General features: G+C 70.9%; 17 protein-coding genes. 10 read left to right on the forward strand and 7 right to left on the reverse strand.

Annotation, left to right across the window (positions count from 1 at the left end; translation table 11 throughout):
• Positions 1-43: 43 nt before the first annotated feature.
• Both JHB91_RS06870 and JHB91_RS06875 read left to right on the forward strand, forming a co-directional pair.
• The gene (locus tag JHB91_RS06870; protein WP_199472208.1) at positions 44-793 is read left to right on the forward strand and encodes an arginyltransferase; all 750 of its coding nucleotides are present in this window, start codon (positions 44-46) and stop codon (positions 791-793) included.
• The gene (locus tag JHB91_RS06875; protein WP_233398532.1) at positions 790-2,037 is read left to right on the forward strand and encodes an endonuclease/exonuclease/phosphatase family protein; all 1,248 of its coding nucleotides are present in this window, start codon (positions 790-792) and stop codon (positions 2,035-2,037) included. The genes JHB91_RS06870 and JHB91_RS06875 overlap by 4 nt, the downstream gene beginning before the upstream one ends.
• 36 nt (positions 2,038-2,073) lie before the next feature.
• On the opposite strand, the gene JHB91_RS06880 is transcribed toward JHB91_RS06875, so the two are convergent.
• On the reverse strand, positions 2,074-2,553 hold the full coding sequence (locus JHB91_RS06880; protein ID WP_199472209.1) for a hypothetical protein: 480 nt from the start codon (positions 2,551-2,553) through the stop codon (positions 2,074-2,076).
• A gap of 34 nt (positions 2,554-2,587) precedes the next feature.
• Positions 2,588-3,799 carry a formate-dependent phosphoribosylglycinamide formyltransferase gene (gene purT, locus JHB91_RS06885; RefSeq protein WP_199472210.1) on the reverse strand — a complete coding sequence of 404 codons (1,212 nt, stop codon included), beginning with the start codon at positions 3,797-3,799 and terminating at the stop codon, positions 2,588-2,590.
• A gap of 83 nt (positions 3,800-3,882) precedes the next feature.
• Between purT and JHB91_RS06890 the strand changes: the two genes are divergently transcribed.
• The 3 genes from JHB91_RS06890 (at position 3,883) to rnk (ending at position 5,794) form a co-directional block, all read left to right on the forward strand.
• Positions 3,883-4,425, forward strand: a complete 543-nt coding sequence (locus JHB91_RS06890) for a hypothetical protein (RefSeq protein ID WP_199472211.1) — start codon at positions 3,883-3,885, stop codon at positions 4,423-4,425.
• 9 nt (positions 4,426-4,434) lie between these two features.
• Complete coding sequence (locus tag JHB91_RS06895; protein ID WP_199375064.1) at positions 4,435-5,238, forward strand: M15 family metallopeptidase; 804 nt, start codon at positions 4,435-4,437, stop codon at positions 5,236-5,238.
• 145 nt (positions 5,239-5,383) lie between these two features.
• On the forward strand, positions 5,384-5,794 hold the full coding sequence (gene rnk / locus JHB91_RS06900) for a nucleoside diphosphate kinase regulator (protein WP_199375063.1): 411 nt from the start codon (positions 5,384-5,386) through the stop codon (positions 5,792-5,794).
• Between the two features lie 13 nt (positions 5,795-5,807).
• On the opposite strand, the gene hda is transcribed toward rnk, so the two are convergent.
• From hda to JHB91_RS06915, 3 genes are read right to left on the reverse strand one after another with little or no spacing between them, the layout of a single operon-like run.
• Positions 5,808-6,503, reverse strand: a complete 696-nt coding sequence (hda, locus tag JHB91_RS06905) for a DnaA regulatory inactivator Hda (RefSeq protein WP_199472212.1) — start codon at positions 6,501-6,503, stop codon at positions 5,808-5,810.
• Positions 6,500-7,681, reverse strand: coding sequence for an AI-2E family transporter (locus JHB91_RS06910; RefSeq protein ID WP_199472213.1), 1,182 nt, complete (start codon positions 7,679-7,681; stop codon positions 6,500-6,502). Before JHB91_RS06910 ends, hda begins: the two co-directional genes overlap by 4 nt.
• Positions 7,678-8,745, reverse strand: coding sequence for a DUF2066 domain-containing protein (locus JHB91_RS06915; protein WP_199472683.1), 1,068 nt, complete (start codon positions 8,743-8,745; stop codon positions 7,678-7,680). The genes JHB91_RS06910 and JHB91_RS06915 overlap by 4 nt, the downstream gene beginning before the upstream one ends.
• Before the next feature lie 114 nt (positions 8,746-8,859).
• Here JHB91_RS06915 and purM point away from each other — a divergent pair, with 114 nt between their 5' ends.
• Genes purM through JHB91_RS06935 form a run of 4 tightly spaced genes read left to right on the forward strand, consistent with a single transcriptional unit; the run spans position 8,860 to position 12,091 of the window.
• Entirely contained in the window at positions 8,860-9,903 is a 1,044-nt protein-coding gene (purM, locus tag JHB91_RS06920) for a phosphoribosylformylglycinamidine cyclo-ligase (protein WP_343225066.1), read from the forward strand.
• A gap of 6 nt (positions 9,904-9,909) precedes the next feature.
• Positions 9,910-10,596 (forward strand): phosphoribosylglycinamide formyltransferase, encoded by a 687-nt coding sequence (purN, locus tag JHB91_RS06925; RefSeq protein ID WP_199472215.1) that lies wholly within the window; start codon positions 9,910-9,912, stop codon positions 10,594-10,596.
• A 10-nt stretch (positions 10,597-10,606) separates the two neighbouring features.
• Positions 10,607-11,380, forward strand: coding sequence for a DUF3108 domain-containing protein (locus JHB91_RS06930; RefSeq protein ID WP_233398533.1), 774 nt, complete (start codon positions 10,607-10,609; stop codon positions 11,378-11,380).
• Between the two features lie 6 nt (positions 11,381-11,386).
• Positions 11,387-12,091 carry a DUF3108 domain-containing protein gene (locus JHB91_RS06935; protein ID WP_199472685.1) on the forward strand — a complete coding sequence of 235 codons (705 nt, stop codon included), beginning with the start codon at positions 11,387-11,389 and terminating at the stop codon, positions 12,089-12,091.
• A 119-nt stretch (positions 12,092-12,210) separates the two neighbouring features.
• On the opposite strand, the gene murA is transcribed toward JHB91_RS06935, so the two are convergent.
• On the reverse strand, positions 12,211-13,470 hold the full coding sequence (gene murA / locus JHB91_RS06940) for a UDP-N-acetylglucosamine 1-carboxyvinyltransferase (RefSeq protein WP_199472216.1): 1,260 nt from the start codon (positions 13,468-13,470) through the stop codon (positions 12,211-12,213).
• A complete protein-coding gene (locus JHB91_RS06945; protein WP_199472217.1) occupies positions 13,470-13,706 on the reverse strand; it encodes a BolA/IbaG family iron-sulfur metabolism protein in 237 nt (78 codons plus the stop codon). The genes murA and JHB91_RS06945 overlap by 1 nt, the downstream gene beginning before the upstream one ends.
• Positions 13,707-13,833: 127 nt before the next feature.
• On the opposite strand from JHB91_RS06945, the gene JHB91_RS06950 reads away from it, so the two are divergent.
• The gene (locus JHB91_RS06950) at positions 13,834-14,841 is read left to right on the forward strand and encodes a KpsF/GutQ family sugar-phosphate isomerase (RefSeq protein ID WP_199375056.1); all 1,008 of its coding nucleotides are present in this window, start codon (positions 13,834-13,836) and stop codon (positions 14,839-14,841) included.
• The last annotated feature ends 3 nt before the right edge of the window (positions 14,842-14,844 follow it).

Consider the following 14,844-nt stretch of genomic DNA (forward strand, 5'->3'; position numbering starts at 1 on the left):
TGCGACGCGCGGCGGTATCCTGCACGCATGCACCGCGCCCGCCATGCACCGCCGCAGCCGGCCCGCCACCATGGTTGAGTCGGCACCCATGCGCCTGTTCCACACCGCGGAGCATCCCTGCGGCTACTGGCCCGAGCGCGACGCACGCGACCTGGTGCTGGATCCGGGCGATCCGCGCCTGCCCGCGGCCTATCCCCGAGCGCTGGAACGCGGCTTCCGGCGCTCCGGTGATCTGGTCTATCGCCCGCACTGCCACGGCTGCCGCGCCTGCGTCGCCGTGCGTATCCCCGTGGCGGGGTTCACGCCCGATCGCAGCCAGCGGCGCTGCTGGACGCGCAACGCCGACGTCGAGGCACGCATCACCACGCCGGGCGAGACCGACGAGCGCTTCGCGCTGTACCGCCGCTATCTCACCGGACGCCATGCCGGCGGCGGCATGGATGCGCACGGCAAGACCGAGTTCGACCAGTTCCTGGTCGGCAGCTGGTCGCAGGGGCGCTTCCTCGAACTGCGCATCGACCATCGGCTTGTCGCAGTGGCGGTCACGGACCTGGCCGATGATGCGCTGTCCGCGGTGTACACCTTCTACGACCCCGACGAGGCCGCGCGCGGCCTCGGCACGCTGGCGGTCCTGCACCAGCTGGACTGGGCGCGCCGCGACGGCCGCCGCCACCTTTACCTCGGCTATTGGATCTCGGGACACCGGAAGATGGATTACAAGCGCAGGTTCCAACCCCTCGAACGCTTCGACGGCCGTGGCTGGCAGGCGTTTCCGCAGGAAGGCGGCGCATGAGCGCGCGCGTGCCTGCGCGACCGTGGGCCATGCTGCTGTGCTGCGCACTGCTTGCCGGCTGCGTGCGCGTGAACGTCCACGGCGACCCCGGACAGGCCATGACCCGACCCGACACCCTGCGCATCGCCAGCTACAACGCCTCGCTGTATTCCGACGACGCCGGTGGCCTGCAGCGGCGGCTCGCGGCCGGCGACGCCGATGCGCGCAAGGTGGCCGCGGTGCTGCAGCGCGTACGCCCGGACATCGTGCTGCTCAACGAGTTCGACCATGACCCCGATGGCCATGCGGCCGACCTGTTCCAGCGCGATTACCTCGAGCAGCCGCAGGCCGGCGGCGGCGAAGCGCTGCGTTACCCGTACCGCTATTTCGCACCGGTCAACACCGGCGTGCCCAGCGGCCTGGACCTCGACCGCAGCGGCACGGTCGGCGCAGCGTCCGCGGTGCCCGGCGAAAGCCCGGCCGCGCGCCGCGAGCGGGGCAATGACGCCTGGGGCTACGGCCTGCACCCGGGCCAGTACGGCATGCTGCTGCTGTCGATGCATCCGATCGACGCCGCCGCGGCGCGCACGTTCCAGCTGCTGCGCTGGAGCGCCATGCCGGGTGCGGCACGGCCGCTCGACCCGGCAACCGGCCTGTCCTGGCATCCCGACGCCATCTGGAGCCAGCTGCGGCTGTCGTCCAAGTCGCACTGGGACGTGCCGGTGCGCACGCCGCTGGGCGTGGTGCACGTGCTGGCCTCGCATCCCACGCCGCCGGTGTTCGACGGCGCCGAGCGCCGCAACAGCGCGCGCAACCACGACGAGATCCGCCTGTGGAGCGAATACCTCTCGGCAGGCAACGCGGACTGGCTTTGCGATGACCAGGGGCGCTGTGGCGGGCTGGCGGCCGGCGCGCGCTTCGCCATCCTCGGCGACCTCAACAACGATCCCGCGGACGGCGACGGCCGCCACGAGGCAATCGTCGAACTGCTTGAGCATCCGCGGGTGCTGCGCATGGCCACGCCGCGCGGCGATGGCGCCCCTTACGCCGCGGGTGCCGACAAGCCCGGGCGGCGCGGTGCGGTCGTGCATGCCACCGGCGATTTCGGCGCGCGGGTCGGGCCGCTGCGGCTGGATTACGTGCTGCCGTCGACCGGGTTCCGCGCGGTCGACAGCGGCGTGTTCTGGCCCGCGCCAGGCACTCCCGATGCCGCGATCATCGACGGCAGCGACCACCGCCTGGTGTGGGTGGATCTCGCGGAGTAGATCCGGCGCTGCGCGCGTGCCGACGCGCGGAGCGTCTCAGGGAGACGGCTTGTTGGCCGCGGTGCTGCCTGTGGCATCCGCCGGCGCGCCTGCCACGTCGGTGCCGACATCGGGACCCGTCGTCACTGGCGCCTCTACCGCACCGACGTCCGGACCGGCATCTGGCACCGCATGCGCGGGAGCCGCGGCAGGCGGGGCCGGCGCCGCAATAACCGGCAGCACGGTAGTCGCCTCGTCGTAAGTGCGCGGTCCGAAACCGAACATGCCGCCGCTCTGGCGCGACACCACCATGCGCACCATCGACGCCGGCACCATCATTTCCAGCGTCACGTCCTCGCCGGTGGGCATGCGGCCCTTCATGGTCATTTCGATCAGGCCGCCGCCGGTGTCGATCTCGTCGCACGACAGATGCTGGCCCACCACCGGGTTGTCCTGGATGTAGGGCTTGATCGCCTCGCCAAGCGCTTCGAGCGCCTGCGGGAAGAAGAACACGGCATAGCCGTCACGGCCTTTCATCGCGGGTCGGTTCCTGTGGGTTGCCTGGCGGCCATCATCGCAGTTCGACGGTGAGCGCCGCAGCAGCGTCGCGTGCGGTCGCACGGGCAGTGTCGACGTCGGCCGCGCGCCCCAACGTCACCGCGACGCGGCGCTGGCCTTCCACGCGCGGCTTGCCGAACAGGCGCAGCGCGGTGTCGGGCGCACGCAGCGCGGCATCGACGTTGCCGAACTCCGGCACGCCATGGCCTTCGGCCAGCACCGCGCACGACGCCGACGCGCCCCACTGGCGGATCACCGGCACAGGCAGCCCGAGGATCGCGCGCGCATGCAGCGCGAACTGGCTGAGCTCCTGCGAGACCAGGGTGACCAGGCCGGTGTCGTGCGGTCGCGGCGAGACTTCCGAGAACCAGACGTCGTCGCCCTTCACGAACAGCTCCACGCCGAACACGCCCCAGCCGCCAAGATCGTCGGTGACCGCGCGCGCGATCGCCTGCGAGCGCGCCAGCGCCGCGGGCGTCATCCGCGGCTCCGGTTGCCAGCTTTCGCGGTAGTCGCCGTCGCGCTGCAGGTGCCCGATCGGCTCGCAGAACGTGGTGCCGGCCGCGTGGCGAACGGTCAGCAGGGTGATCTCGTAGTCGAAGTCGACGAAGCCCTCGACGATCACGCGGCCGGCGCCGGCGCGGCCGCCGCGCTGCGCGTAGTCCCAGGCGGCATCGATATCGGCCTCCACGCGCAGCGTGCTCTGGCCCTTGCCGGACGACGACATCACCGGCTTGACCACGCAGGGCAGGCCGATCGCGGCCACGGCCTCGCGGTACTCGGCGTGGGTGTCGACGAAGCGGTACGGCGATGTCGCAAGGCCCAGCGTTTCGGCGGCCAGCCGGCGGATGCCTTCGCGATCCATCGTCAGCCAGGCCGCGCGCGCCGTCGGCACGACGCGCAGGACGCCGGCCTCGCCCACCGCGGCGGCGGATTCGCGTTCCAGGTCGACCAGGGTGCGGGTGGCGATCGCCTCGAGCTCGGGCACCACGATGTGCGGCCGCTCGCGGTCGATCAGCTTGCGCACCGCGTCGCCATCGAGCATGTCCAGCACGTGGCTGCGGTGGGCGACCTGCATGGCCGGCGCGTCGGCGTAGCGGTCGGCGGCGATCACTTCCACCCCCAGCCGCTGCAGTTCGATGGCGACTTCCTTGCCGAGTTCGCCGGAACCGAGCAGCAGGACGCGGGTGGCATGGGCGGACAGCGGCGTACCGAGGCGGATCATCCGGATTCCTGGCTGGGAGGGGACGATAGTGTATGGGGCACAATCGACCCCTGATCGCCGCATCCCCACGCCAGAGGATCCAGATGACCGCCACCGACGCCCGCCGCCCTGCCCGTCTCCGCCGCGCTGCACGCTTCGCCGTCGCCGGCTTCGTTGCCAGCCTGCTGTTGGCCACCACGGCCTGCGCGAAGCCCGCCGCGCCCGTGAGCGACGACGAGGCGGTCGCCATCGCCACGCGCTTCCTCGACCTGTTCGATGCCGGCCAGGTGGAAGAAGCGCACGAAGCATTCTCGGTGGAGCTGCGCAACACACTGAGCGTGGAGGACCTGCAGGCGACGCACGCCGCCTACGCGCGCCGCGCGCCAGAAAGCACGCGCGGGGAGCCGCGGGTCGAGCGGATCGGGGACGCCGCGGTGGTGGAAGTACCCGTCCAGCGCGGCCAGCTGGTGATGCAGGCCTCGATCACCGTGGGGCCCGACCGCCGCATCGAAGGCCTGTTCTACAGCCTCGATGAAGGCCCGCAGGCCAAACCTGCGCCCGCCGCGGACGATGCCGACGCGCCGCATGCCGACCCCGAAGCCGCGCCCGACGCGCTGCCCGACGCCGACGCCGGCGTCGCCGCCTAGGCCGCACGCATGCGCCGCGGCAGCGACCGGATCCTGCTCAACACCCCGGATATCGAACTCTGGCCCGGCGGGGTGCTGCGTGCGCGCGGCAATCGCGACGCCCGCGCACTGGCCGGCGCGCGCACCGTGCTGCGCCGCAAGCGTGATGGTGCCCTGCTTGCCGCGGAGCTTCCCGAAGGCCTGCTCGCGCTGGTGCCGCGGCTGGCGCGCGAACCCGGCATCGATGCCGCCCTGGATGCCCTCGCGCATCCCGTCCACCATGAGCGCGCCGGCCTGGATGCGGTCGCCACGCTCCCCGTGCAGCGGATCGAGGCAAGGCTGGAGGCGCTCGGCATCGACGGCCACGCCTACGCCGCGCGCACCGGCCTGGCGCTGGTGCCGGAACCCGCGTGGCTGGCCCACGCCGGCCACGACCGCTATCGCCGCGCGCTGTGGCTGCGCGCCGACGCTGCCCGTGCCTGGCGCAGCATGGCCGCCGCCGCGCTGCGCGACGGGATCGTGCTGGAAGCGATCTCCGGCTACCGCAGCCACGATTACCAGCTCGGCATCCTCGAGCGGAAGCTGGCGCGCGGGCTGGCGCTCGACGCGATCCTTGCAGTAAACGCCGCACCCGGCTGGTCCGAGCACCACTCAGGCCAGGCGCTCGACATTTCCGCCCCCGGTGAGCCCGCTGCCGAGGAATCCTTCGAAGCCACCCCGGCGTTCGCCTGGCTGGCGACCAACGCGGGCGGACACGGCTTCACCATGAGTTATCCGCGCGACAACCCGCACGGGATCGTCCACGAACCCTGGCACTGGTGCTTCCAGGGCTGAGCGGCACCGATTGAGCTCGCCGCCGGCTCCCGCTACAGTGGAGTCCAAGGAAATCATTGCCGCCGACCATTCCGCGCCCCGGGGCCGACGCCAGTCGACCCGGGGCGTCTTGCTGGCGGCAGGCCCACATGCAGGAGAAGCACGCGTGGAAACCCGACCCAAGATCATCATGTCCAGCCTGGACGCCGAGCGCCTGGAAAGCCTGCTCGAATCCCTCCCGGACGGCACCTTCCCCGGCCGCGCGGCGCTCGAGGCCGAGCTGCTGCGCGCCGAAGTGGTCGGCCCGAAGGACGTGCCGCCGACCGTTGTCACCATGAATTCCACCGTGCGCTTCCGCGTCGGCCCGGAAGAAGACTTCAAGCTGACCCTGGTCTATCCGCGCGATGCCGACGGCAGCGCCGACCGTATTTCGGTGCTGGCCCCGGTCGGCAGCGCCCTGCTCGGCCTGTCGCAGGGCGACGAGATGGAATGGCCCAAGCCCGGCGGCGGCACGGTCAAGGTGCGCATCGAAGAAGTCACCTACCAGCCCGAACGGGCCGGCGAGTACCACCGCTGAGCGGCACCGGCGCCTAGGCGGCGTCGGGACCCAGCACCTGGCGCAGGAACGGCACCGTCACCCGCCGCTGCGCCGCCAGCGATGCCCGATCCAGGGCATCGAGCTGCGCCGTCAGCCCGACCAGGTCACGCCCGGTCCGCCGCAGCAGCCACGCGATCGCCGCCTCGTCGAACTGCAGCCCACGTCGCCGGGCGCGCAGCCGCAGCACTTCGGCACGCCCATCGTCATCCAGCGGCTGCAGCGTGATGCGCACGCACTGCGACAGCCGCGACCGCAGGTCCGGCAGCCCCGGTGGCAGCGCATCCGGCGCGGCGCGCGCGGCATAGAGCACCTGGCTGCCGGCGGCGCGCGCGCGATTGTGGAAATCGAACAGCGCGATCTCGTCGTCGCGCCCGCCGGCGATGGCTTCCAGGCCGTCCAGCGCGACCAGCGCCATGCCGTCCAGCGCCTCCAGCGCGTCGCCCACGCGACCCGCGGCCGCGGCCAGCGGCAGATACGCGGTGCGTCGGCCCTGCGCTTCGGCTTCGGCGCAAGCCGCAAGCGCGAGATGCGTCTTGCCGGTGCCGGCGGCGCCGGAGAGGTACAGCCAACCGCCGTCGCCCAAGGCCAGCGCGCGCACCTGGTCGAGCGCACCGGCCGGCGCGCCGACGAAACTGTCGAATCGCTGGTCGGGCGGATAGCGCAGCGCCAGCGGCAACTGCCTGGTCACGCGCCGCCGCTGTCCTTTCCGGCCTGGCCGTCGGGCAGCACGATCACCGACCTTGCCGGCGCGACCACGATCGCAGGTGCCTGGCCCGCGTACAGGCGGCTTGCCGTGTAGCGCTCATGGGCAAAACGCAGCAGCACGTTCGCCACCGCCGCGGCGGGCAGCGCCAGCAGCATGCCCAGGAACCCGAACAGTTGGCCGCCGGCGAGCACCGCGAAAATCACCGCCACCGGGTGCAGGCCGATGCGGTCGCCCACCAGCTTGGGCGTCAGCCAGTAGCTTTCGATCACCTGGCCGATGCCGAACACCACCAGCACCCCGGCCACGTGCTGCCAGTCGCCGAACTGCACCAGGGCCGCGATCACGCCGAGCACGATGCCGCTGGCCGGGCCGAGGTACGGCACGAAGGTGAGCAGGCCGGCGATCAGGCCGATCAACACGCCAAGCTCCAGGCCGACGCCCCACAGCCCGACGCCGTACATCACGCCGAGGATCAGCATCACCAGGAACTGTCCGCGCAGGAAACCGCCCAGCACCTCGCTGGAGTCGCGCGCGAGCCGTGACACGGTATCGAGATGGTCGCGCGGGATCATCGCCGCCACGCGCTCGACCATGCGGTCCCAGTCGCGCAGGAAGAAGAACGTGATGACCGGCAGCAGCACCAGGTTGGTCACCCAGCCGAGCACCGCGAAGCCCGACCGCGACACGTAACCCAGCGCGGTGGCAGCGATCCCGCCGGCGCGCTCCCAGTGCTCGCGGACGTAGGCCGCCAGGCGCTCGGGGTCGAGCCAGCCGAGGATGTCCAGCCCGGTGCGCGCTTCAACCCAGGGCAAGGCGGTCTGCAGGATCCAGTCGCCGTAGCCGGGCAGCGAGTCCACCAGCGTGGACACCTGCCGCACGATCATCGGCACCAGGATCACCAGCGCCAGCACCAGTACCAGCAGCATCGCGGAGAACACCAGCAGTACCGCCACGTTGCGCGAGCGTCCGCGCGCCTCGAGCCGGTCGACCAGCGGATCGCCCAGCCAGGCCAGCATTGCGGCGAGCACGAACGGGGTCAGCACCGGCGCGAGCAGCCACACCAGCCAACCCAGCGCAAGCAGCAGTGCCGCCCGCTGCAGGCGCACCAGGAAACGCGAGATCACCGCATCGGAACCATCGGGCGAGGAAGGCGGATTCATCGCAGGATGAACACCGGCGGCGCGCCTTCGATGTTGTCCGGAGACTCGGCCAGCACGTCGCCGTCCAGCACGCGCCGGAAGCCCGGCAGCCCGGTCAGCAGGTCGAGTTCAAGCTCGAGCGAGTTGGCCGTGGCGCGCACCGGGCGCATGCCACGCACCACCGAGTTCGACTGCAGCCACGACGACAGGCGCACGAAATCGTTGGCGCCGTTGATCCCGGTGATCACCACGTGCTGCACGCCCGGCTCGCCGACGGCATTGGCCTTGGCGTAGCGCCGGACGAGCGCATCGGCGGCGCCGTCGGCACCGCCGGCAATCGCGCGGCGGGCGCTGGCTTCCTCGGTGGTCCACTTCGACAGCACGCGACCGCCGTCCACGAATACCCAGTCGGCCTTCCAACCGCTGGCACCGCGGTAGAGCTTGCCGATCAGCTGCATCGGCGGGTTGTAGCGCGCGGAAAGGCGTGCGATCGCCGCGGTGTCGCCACGCCAGATGGCGCCGACCGCGGCCTGTTCGGCGGCGCTGCCGTTGGGCAGGCCGAGGCGGTAGCCGCGCTCGATGGCGCGGTCGAGCACCGGCCTCGCCACGGTGTTCTGCGCCAGCGCCACCAGCCGCGGGCCGCTGCCGTCGTCGATCGCCAGCCACAGCACCGGCTTCGGGCGCGGCTCGGGCCACATCGGCAGCCCCAGCGCCCCGGCGATGGCGTTGACATCGTCCTCGCGGAACCTGACCACCAGGGTGGTGGTGTAGGTGGGCGCGCCCGCGGCGGAACGGCCCTCGTCCTGGCGGTAGTCGTAGCCGGCCACGAAATCCCCGGCACGGCGCAGTTCGCGCGCCACGCCCGGGCGGCTGGCGACGCTGCGGTCGCCGGAAAGTTTGCCCAGCACCTGGGCCAGGGCGCGCGAATACGCCGACTGGCGCGCGCCTTCAGCCTGGCTGGCAACCGTCACCTCGGCCTCGTAAAGCCCTTGCGCGCCGGCGCGATCGCCTTCCATGCGCTGCGCCTGCGCCCATCCGGGAACCAGCAGTGCGACCAGCAACACAAGCAGCCACGCCTTCGACATCGTCGTTTCCAGGATCCGGTTCATGGCGAAATGGTGCCGCAGTGGGCGCGTGGCGTCCATGAAGGCCTGTCCGGGACTGCTAAAATCGCCGTTTCCCCGTTCCGGCGAGCCATCGTGACCACCCCTACCCCGCTGACCTACCGCGACGCAGGCGTCGATATCGATGCCGGCAATGAAGTCGTCGAGCGCATCAAGCCGCTGGTGAAGCGCAGCTTCCGTCCCGAGGTGATGGGCGGGCTGGGTGGCTTCGGCGCGCTGTTCGACCTGTCCGGCAAGTACCGCGAGCCGGTGCTGGTCTCGGGCACCGACGGCGTGGGCACCAAGCTGAAGCTCGCGCAGCAGCTCGGCCGCCACGACACCATCGGCATCGACCTGGTCGGCATGTGCGTCAACGACGTGCTGGTGCAGGGCGCGGAACCGCTGTTCTTCCTCGATTACTTCGCCACCGGCAAGCTCGACATCGACACCACGGTGGCGGTGGTCGGCGGCATCGCGCGCGGCTGCGAGATGGCCGGCTGCGCATTGATCGGCGGCGAGACCGCGGAGATGCCAGACATGTACGCGCCAGGCGACTACGACCTGGCCGGGTTCACCGTCGGCGCGGTGGAGAAATCCGAGCTGCGCGACGGCGGCCGCGTCCAGGCCGGCGACCTGCTGATCGGCATCGCGTCCAGCGGCCCGCATTCCAACGGCTATTCGCTGGTGCGGCGCATCTACGACCGCGCCGGCCGTCCCGGCGACCTCGACCTCGGCGGCACCCGCCTCGACGACGCGCTGATGGCACCGACCGCGCTGTACGTGAAGCCGATCCTCGAACTGCTGCGCGGCGCCGAGGGTGATGCCGTGCACGCCATGGCGCACATCACCGGCGGCGGACTGACCGAGAACATCATCCGCGTGGTGCCCGACGGCCTTGGCCTGCGGATCGACGCATCCAGCTGGACAATGCCCGCGGTGTTCGACTGGCTGCAGCGCGAAGGCGCGGTCGCGCGCGAAGAGATGTGGCGCACGTTCAATTGCGGCATCGGTTTCGTGCTGGTGGTATCTCCGGGGCGCGCCGCGGCGATCGAGGCGCAGCTCGACGGGCTAGGACTCGCGCACTGGCGCATCGGCGAAGTCGTTGCCGCCGGCGATGCGCCGCGCGTGCTCATCGGCTGACGCCCCATGGCCGCGGCCACGCCGGATGCAGCGGCCGCGCCACCGCGACTGGTGGTCCTGGCATCGGGACGCGGCAGCAACCTGCAGGCGCTGCTGGACGCCATCGCAGACGGTCGCCTGCACGCACGCATCGTGGGCGTGCTGGGTGATCGGCCGAAGGCACCTGCGCTGGCGCGCGCGCGCGACGCCGGCATTGCGGCACTCGCCCTGCGACCACGCGACTTCGCATCGCGTGACGCCTTCGATGCCGCGCTGTTCGCCGAGGTCGCCGCGCTGCAGCCGGACTTCATCGTCTGCGCCGGCTACATGCGCCTGCTGGGAGCCGACGTACTGGCGCCGTGGGCAGGCCGCATCGTCAACATCCACCCCTCGCTGCTGCCGGCCTTCAAGGGCCTGGACACGCACGCACGCGCGATTACGGCCGGCGTGGCCGAGCACGGCGCAAGCGTGCATTTCGTCACCGCCGACCTCGACGGCGGCCCGGTGATCGCGCAGGCGCGGGTCGCGGTTCAGCCGGATGACGACGCCGCGAAGCTGGCCGCACGCGTCCTGGTGGTCGAATACCCCCTGCTGGTGGCGACGCTGGAGCTGCTCTGCAGAGGCCGTCTCACGCTGCAGGGCAATGTTGTCCGCCTCGAAGGCGTACCGCTGGACACACCGCTTCAGCTGGCAGCCAACCGCGTGACAGCATGATGGCCGCCCGATGAAGACCTCTCCCGCCCTGTTGGCGATGTGCCTGTTCCCGCTGCTGGTTTCGGCCGCGTCGGTCGAAGCGCGGGGCGTGCAGGATGCGGGCCCCGTTGAAGCGCCGGTTGACGGCGTGCGCGCGGCACTGTCGCCTTTCGTCGCGACCTACGACGCGCGCAACGCCGGCAAGCCCGCAGGCACCGCCAGCATGCGCCTGGCGCGCGAGCCTGGGCACTGGCGCGTCGAACTCGACATCACCGGCAACCGCGGCATGGCGCGCCTGGTGCAGCTCGACATCGATCAGGAAACGCTGTTCGACGAACGCGACGGGCAGTACCGACCGCTGAGCCAGAGCACGGTGCGCAAGGCGCTGTTCTTCGGCCGCAAGGTGCATGGCAGCTACGACTGGGGCAAGCGCGAGGCGCGCTGGACGGGCGACATCAAGGAGGAGCGCCGCGCGCCGGTGGCGCTGCACGAGGGCGACATGAGCGGGTTGTTGATCAACCTGGCGATCGTGCGCGATGCCGCGCCGGGCCGCACGCTGCATTACCGCTTCGTCGACGGCGGGCGCGTGCGCGATCACCAGTACGCCGTTTCCACCGACACCGAAAACGTCGTGGTCGACGGCCTCGCATACGACACCATGCGTGTTTCACGCACCAATGGCGGCAATGATGAAACGATCTTCTGGGTGGCACGTGGCGTTCCCACGCCCGTGCGCATCCTGCAGCGGCAGGATGGCGAAGACGCCATCGACCTGCAGCTGACCGCTTACCAAGGAGTGCAATAGATGCCGATGTCCAACCGCCGAAAGCCCCTCGTCGCGTTCGCCGCCGCGCTGGTCGCCATGGCCAGTGCGCCGGCACTCGCGATCAAGCCGTTCTCCGCCGACTACGCGGCCAACTACATGGGCATGGAAGCCAAGGCGACGATGAGCCTCGCCAGCAAGGGCAACGAACGCTGGGAGTACCGCCTCGACCTCGCCGGCATGGGCGCCGAACTCGCGCAGAGCACCGTGTTCGAAGTGCATGACGGACAGTGGCGGCCGATCTCCAGCACCGACAGCCAGCGCGGCACCAACGGCCTGGCGGCCATGCTGGTGAAGCGCAAGGCCGTCACCGCGAATTACGACTGGAACCAGGGCGTCGCGCGCTGGACCGGCGACGTAAAGCCCGAGCGTGCGGGGCCGGTGGCGCTGCAGGCGGGCGACCTGGACGGCATGCTGATGAACCTGGTGCTCGTACGCGACGTGGCCGCCGGCAAGCCGCTCGACTATCGGCTGGTCGAGGACGGGCGCGCCAGGCGCCAGCAGTTCACGGTTGCCGGCGAGGAGACGATTGCGATTGCCGGCAAGTCGCACAAGGCGACGCGCGTGGTGCGCAAGGACGGCAAGCGCGAGATCATCGCCTGGGTGGTCGACGGGCTTCCGGTCCCGGCGCGCGTGCTGCAGCGCCGCGACGGCAAGGACGACATCGACCTGCGGCTTACCGCGGTGAAGTGAAGCTCTTGTAGCGCCAACACGAAGCCCCGCATTGCGGGGCTTTTTTTTGGGCCCAGCGCGCCCTGCGGCGTACCGGGTGGTACCCGGCACGAGCGGGAAAGGACCCTGCTGTCGTGCCGTCAGTCGATCCGGCGGATCCGCGCGCCAAGCCCGGACAGCTTGCGCTCGATGTGCTCGTAGCCTCGGTCGAGGTGGTAGATGCGGTCGATGAGCGTCTCGCCGTCGGCCACCAGGCCGGCCAGGATCAGCGAGGCCGACGCGCGCAGGTCGGTGGCCATCACCGGTGCGCCGCTCAGCCGCTCGACCCCGGTGACGGTGGCGCGGTGGCCTTCGATATGGATTTCCGCGCCGAGCCGCATGAGCTCGTTCACGTGCATGAAGCGGTTCTCGAAGATCGTCTCGTCGATCGTCGCCACGCCTTCGGCGATGCAGTCCATGGCCATGAACTGTGCCTGCATGTCCGTGGGGAACGCCGGATGCGGCGCCGTGATGATGTCGACCGCGCGCGGTCGCCGGCCACGCATGTCCACGCAGATGCGGTCGCCGTCGATGCCGATGTCGGCGCCGGCCTCGGCAAGCTTGGCCAGCACCGCATCCATGGTGTCGGCGCGCGCGTTGGTGGCGGTGACGCGGCCACCGGTCATCGCCGCGGCCACCAGGAAGGTGCCGGCCTCGATGCGGTCCGCGACCACGTCGTGGTGCGCGCCATGCAGGCGCTCCACGCCGCGCACGACGATCCGCGACGTGCCCTCGCCTTCGATGTCGGCACCCATCGCGCGCAGGCATACGGCCAGGTCGACGATCTCCGGCTCGCGCGCCGCGTTGTCGATCACCGTGGTGCCATGGGCGAGCGTGGCCGCCATCAGCACGTTCTCGGTGGCGCCGACGCTGACGATGTCGAACGCCACGTTGCCGCCGCGCAGGCGGCCGGCACTTGCCTTGATGAAGCCGTGCTCGACCACGATCTCGGCACCCAGCGCCTCCAGCGCGCGGATGTGCAGGTCGACCGGGCGCGAACCGATCGCGCAGCCGCCGGGCAGTGACACCTCCGCGGCACCGTAACGCGCCACCAGCGGACCCAGCACCAGCACCGAGGCACGCATGGTGCGCACCAGCTCGTAGGGCGCGACATGGCTGTCGACGCTGCGCGGGTCGACGACGATATGGCTGCCGTCGGCATCGTGCGTCACGCCGGCGCCCAGCCCCGCCAGCACGCGGGTGGTGGTGACCACGTCGTGCAGGTGCGGCACGTTGCCGATCGTCACCGGCTCGTCGGCCAGCAGCGTGGCGCACAGGATCGGCAACACGGCGTTCTTCGCCCCGGAAATGCGGACGTCACCCTCGAGGGCCACGCCGCCGGTCACTTCGATCTTCTGCATCAGGCGGTCCGCTGTTCGTCCGGGGTATGGGTGCGCAGGGCGAGCGCATGGATCTCGTTGCCCATCAGTGCGCCGAGCGTGGCATAGACCATGCGGTGGCGGGCCAGCGGCATGCGGCCGGCGAAGTCCGGATGCACCACCACGGCTTCGAAATGCACGCCGTCGTCGCCGCGGACGTCGACCTGGGCACCAGGGAGACCCTGCTCGATCAGCTTGCGGATGGTCTCTGCGTCCAAGGCGGTCGCTCCGGTAATGAAGGGCACGTGAGTCGGTTGCCGGAGGCAGGCGCGGCGTGTCGCCGGCCGCGGGGCAATCCGCGTAATATGAACACGATAGCGTAGCGGAAAAGGCCCCGCCCCGGAAATGCCCGACAGCAGCAACCAGACTCCCGGCGCGCTGGCTGCGCACGGCTTCGCAGCGAGCGGACGGCGCGTGTTCGCCATCGAACGCGATGGCCTGGCGGCGGTCGCCGCGCGCATCGACGGCGAGTTCTCGCGCGCCTGCGCGCTGCTGCTTGCCTGCCGCGGCCGCGTGGTCTGCACCGGCATGGGCAAGTCCGGCCACATCGCGCGCAAGATCGCCGCCACCCTCGCCTCCACCGGTACGCCTGCCTTTTTCCTGCACCCGGGCGAGGCCGGCCACGGGGACCTGGGCATGGTCACCGATGTCGACGTGCTGCTCGCCCTGTCCTACTCCGGCGAGTCCGACGAAGTGTTGATGCTGCTGCCGGTCCTGAAGCGCCAGGGCAACGCACTGGTGTGCATGACCGGGCGCCCGCAGTCCACCTTGGCGCTGGCCGCCAACGTGCACCTCGACGTCAGCGTGCCGGACGAGGCCTGCCCGCTGCACCTGGCGCCGACCGCGAGCACCACCGCTTCGCTGGCGATGGGTGACGCGCTGGCGGTCGCCCTGCTCGAGGCGCGCGGTTTCACCGCGGACGACTTCGCACGCTCGCACCCGGCCGGGGCGCTCGGACGGCGCCTGCTGCTGCATATCGCCGATGTGATGCATGCCGGCGACGACGTGCCGCGCGTGCACGGCGACGCCACCCTCGGCGACGTGCTGGTGGAGATGAGCCGCAAGCGCCTCGGCATGAGCGCGGTGGTCGACGACGACGGCCGCCTGCTGGGCCTGTACACCGACGGCGACCTGCGCCGCACGCTCGCCGCTCCCGGCATCGACGTGCACGGCACGCGCATCGCCGAAGTCATGACGCGTTCGCCGGTGACCATCGATGCCGACGCGCTCGCGGTCGAAGCGGCGCGATTGATGGAGACCCACAAGATCAGCGGACTCATGGTGGTCGACCGCGAAGGCCGGGTGGTTGGCGCCTTGAATATTCACGACCTGTTGCGCGCGCGCGTGGTCTGATCC

It is taken from the genome of Luteimonas sp. MC1828 (assembly GCF_016461615.1).
Classification (GTDB): domain Bacteria; phylum Pseudomonadota; class Gammaproteobacteria; order Xanthomonadales; family Xanthomonadaceae; genus Luteimonas.